This window comes from Methanosarcina sp. A14 (genome assembly GCF_001729375.1).
Classification (GTDB): domain Archaea; phylum Halobacteriota; class Methanosarcinia; order Methanosarcinales; family Methanosarcinaceae; genus Methanosarcina; species Methanosarcina barkeri.
In genome coordinates this window covers 1-3592 of the sequence record NZ_LZPK01000309.1, presented here as the reverse complement: position 1 = coordinate 3592, position 3592 = coordinate 1, and the positions used below count along the sequence as shown (strand labels likewise).

Here is a 3592-nt window from a genome sequence, read left to right as displayed (position 1 = left end):
TTCAAATCCATTTGAAAGTTCAATATACACGATACAACAGCAAACGGCGCAAAAAGTTAAACGTTAAGCAAGTTTCAATTCTGGTTTGGTATTGTGAAATAATCATGTAAAATAAAACAAGTTAGAAGTTGGAGTAAAATAGTGGGTCAGCTGTATTATAAACATATAACCAAAATAAAAAAATTTAAAAAGCTAAATAATTTAGGGATAAAACACATATTCTTTCATGGAAATTTGGAAAAAACAATCAGGAAAATAGTGTAATTTATCAGACATCTGCGAAAAATGGGCTAAAATATGAACATTTTTATAATTCGTTTCATCTCTGAGCACTAAAAACGATACCGGTTTATTGTTGTGGAAGGTTTTGTCAGCCCAGAGAGATAAAAATCCCTATATCAGATAAGATCTATTTTTATCCCATTTATATACTCGATTCGTTTTAAATTCCAGAAGATCATGCAGGAGTGAAATTATTGAGCTCCAGAGCTCCATATCAGGTTTCCGGAAAGTCTAAAAGAAAAAACATTTTATGCCTTATAGGTCTGCATAAATGGAAAAGAAGCGGCGGCTTGAATATTTATTCTTCAAATGTAAGAGAAAAGTATTTCGTATGTATGCGCTGCGGTAAGACAAAAATAGTTTATGAACCAAAAAACGAATAAAATTCCAGAAAAACTTAAAAAAGAAAACTAATCTTTACCTGCTGATCTGATTCTTACTTATAAGTGGGTTATACTAGCTCAATTATTTATATGTTTCTATTAATTTTTTTTAATCCCATTAAATTGACACCTTAATTATGAAGGCGTTTATATAAAGAGCTCTCTGCTAACGAAAAATTTAAGTCCACGAGCCTGCAAAGATCTCCTTTGTTTTTGTAAATTTTCCAGTTTTATGTTCTCAGGTTATTAGTGGGTTCAGAACTTATTAGCGCCAGAAAAACTATATAATTTCATATCACAAATTATTTTGATAACATGCAAAATTTTGACAACAGACAAACATTAGAGCCCCTATCTATGATCTGCAGTCATCATAATTTTTTTCAAAATGCTCCAGACTTAATCTCCAGAGATATTTTCACCTGCTGTTTCATGGGAGACAGTGAAATTAAACTCATCTCCGGACCCACTCATGCAGGTAAAACCACCTTCATGAGTCAGGTTGCCAGTAACCTGGTTGGAGTAAAAATTTATATTGATTTTGAAGATAGTCAGGTACGGGCGTTGGGACCTGGAGATTTACAGGCTATTGAGGAGACTGCAGCCGAAATCCGTAAAAAAGAAACTGAAGACGGAGCAGGACGAGTTTTCTATTTTTTTGATGAAATCCAGAATCTTCAGGGCTGGGAAAACTGGGTTGACAGGCTTCACAGGCAGGGAGCAGAAATTTATCTAACTTCATCGAGATCAAAATTAATAAATGAGTTTTCTTCCAGGTTTTCAGGAAGATCTAAAATTTTAAGGCTTTTTCCGTTCTCTTTTAGGGAATACCTGCAGATTAAAGGTAATAGAATAGCAGAGCCGAACTTTCTAACGCCTTCAAGCAGTGATGAACTGTTATGTATGTTTTTCCAGTATTTCGAAAACGGTGGTTTCCCAGATGTAATAAAAAACAATGATATAAGTCTGTCCCGAAAATATTTTGAAGAAGAGCTGCAAAAAGGGGCTGCAGCCGGGTATGATATCCAGAAGTTAAAAAAGATTGCCGTATTCCTGATTTCGAACATGGCTTCGGAATACTCCTCCGATACCCTGAAAAAAGTTAGTGGACTCGAGAGCGAGGAACTTGTAGACACCTATCTGGACTATCTAGAAGACATTTTCTTACTGTATAGGGTCCCAAAACACAACAACCTCCAGGAAAGCGGGAAGGAAAAAGACATTCCCCGTAAGATTTATTCAGGTGATACTGGAATTTTCAAAGCAGTATATCCCGGTTATCCTGACAGCCTTGGGCTGAGATTTGAGAACCTTGTGTTCCTTGAACTGCTGAGAAGGGAAAAACAGGTATTCTACTTCCGGAACAAAAGAGAATGTGATTTTGTTACTAAGGAAAAAGACAGCCAGAACGTTTCGGCGGCAATTCAGGTCTCGGTTTGCTTCGGAAACCCTGTAGTGAGGGAAAGAGAAATTCTGGGTCTTACGGAAGCCCTTGATGAGTACGGCCTTGAAGAAGGGCTTATCCTGACAATGGACGAGGAAGAGATCATCATAGCTGACAGCAAAGATGGAAAAAAAATAATCATGGTTAAATCAGTGTGGAAATGGATGCTGGAATACAGAAAATGAAGAGCAAAAAGAAGGGCACTGCTATTTATTATTTATCAAGCCTATCCTGAAGCGATATGATGTTAAAATTATAAATTTGCGTCCATGTCCTTCTATGAAATTCTCATATATTTCAGCTAATAAAAAGAAGAACCTGAAAGGTTCTATCTTCTGAAATTTTAAGCACAATGGTGTCACACTGGGATAACTCACTCCGCTAGAAGAACGGCTTCTTGCTTCTTTGCAGTCTTTAGTTCGTTTTTCTGTAAGTGGCTCCATATAGGCACATACAGGAGGAGCACAACAAAACCAACTGCTGTGGCAATCCACCCGCTTTCCAGAGTGCTGATATATATTATCCCAATAAGGAAGAAGGGGATGTTCAGAATTCCGGTTGCAAGAGCTATCTCAGTCCAGCCACGGGGAGCTTTGAAGGGTCTTTCCAGTTTTGAAAATTCAGGATCCTTTTTCGATTTTACATAGGCAAAGAGACTCATCCCATTTGCGACAATGTATCCAACTGCAGAAGCTGAGAGAATTGCAGTCGGACTTCCAAGAAGGATCAGACACATGTTAAAGAGACCATCTGCGATCATCGCATTCACAGGGTTCCCGTTAGCGTTCAGTTTTCCAAAGATAGATGGAAGATTACCTTCAATTGCCATTGAATATATCGACCTTGCCGAGGATAAAAAGGCGGTCTGGATGATCAGGATCATAGCTGCAACCAGCATGAGAATCGCAATCGAGCCTCCAATAGGGCCTAAAGAAAGTTTTGCAAGGGGAAGCATCGGAGAGATAGGGTCTGCAAGTACGCCTTTAACTCCGAGAGCCCCTATAACCGAGGTCTGGACAAGCACATAGAGCACAAGGCAAATCAGGCCGCAGACAAGCAGAGCTTTTGGTGTATCTGTATTTGGGTTCTTATACTCTGGCCCAAATATTGCTGCGCTTTCCCAGGCAACAGCACTCCATTCGGCCATTGCGAAAAGCCCTAGAATAATTAAGATATGCTTCAGATCCCAGCTCCAGTCCTGGGGCAGCCAGGCTCCTGTAATATTGGTAAGTTGGAAGTCTCCAGTAAAGAATGGAGCAAGGGTGATAACAACCAGGGGCAACAGGGATACCACAGCTAGAATATACCCAAGTTTTGCTCCGTTTTTGAGCCCTTTGGAGTTTATAGGAGTTACGCAGTTGGCTCCTAGCATATTGTTTTTTCCAAACTTTCAAATATTTGAATTAATTTAACGTGTATTGGGGATTCCTTAAGTATTCTGTCACTGCCACTCTTCTAATTTTCATAGCACTTTCAAACCAGG

General features: G+C 38.9%; 3 protein-coding genes. 2 read left to right on the top strand and 1 reads right to left on the bottom strand.

Annotated features, from left to right (window positions below; translation table 11 throughout):
• The first annotated feature begins 467 nt into the window (after nucleotides 1-467).
• Together A9239_RS13695 and A9239_RS13690 are read left to right on the top strand one after the other, a co-directional pair.
• A complete protein-coding gene (locus tag A9239_RS13695; RefSeq protein WP_048119321.1) occupies nucleotides 468-665 on the top strand; it encodes a hypothetical protein in 198 nt (65 codons plus the stop codon).
• A 357-nt stretch (nucleotides 666-1022) separates the two neighbouring features.
• Nucleotides 1023-2294, top strand: coding sequence for an ATP-binding protein (locus A9239_RS13690; RefSeq protein WP_230669054.1), 1272 nt, complete (start codon nucleotides 1023-1025; stop codon nucleotides 2292-2294).
• A gap of 188 nt (nucleotides 2295-2482) precedes the next feature.
• Here the strand turns inward: A9239_RS13690 and A9239_RS13685 are convergent, their stop codons facing one another.
• The gene (locus A9239_RS13685) at nucleotides 2483-3481 is read right to left on the bottom strand and encodes an APC family permease (protein WP_080943677.1); all 999 of its coding nucleotides are present in this window, start codon (nucleotides 3479-3481) and stop codon (nucleotides 2483-2485) included.
• Between the last annotated feature and the right edge of the window lie 111 nt (nucleotides 3482-3592).

Excerpts from the sequence above, each read along its gene's own strand:
- A9239_RS13690 (WP_230669054.1), top strand. The coding sequence starts at position 1,023 with ATGATCTGCAGTCATCATAATTTTTTTCAAAATGCTCCAGACTTAATC.
- A9239_RS13685 (WP_080943677.1), bottom strand. The coding sequence starts at position 3,481 with ATGCTAGGAGCCAACTGCGTAACTCCTATAAACTCCAAAGGGCTCAAA.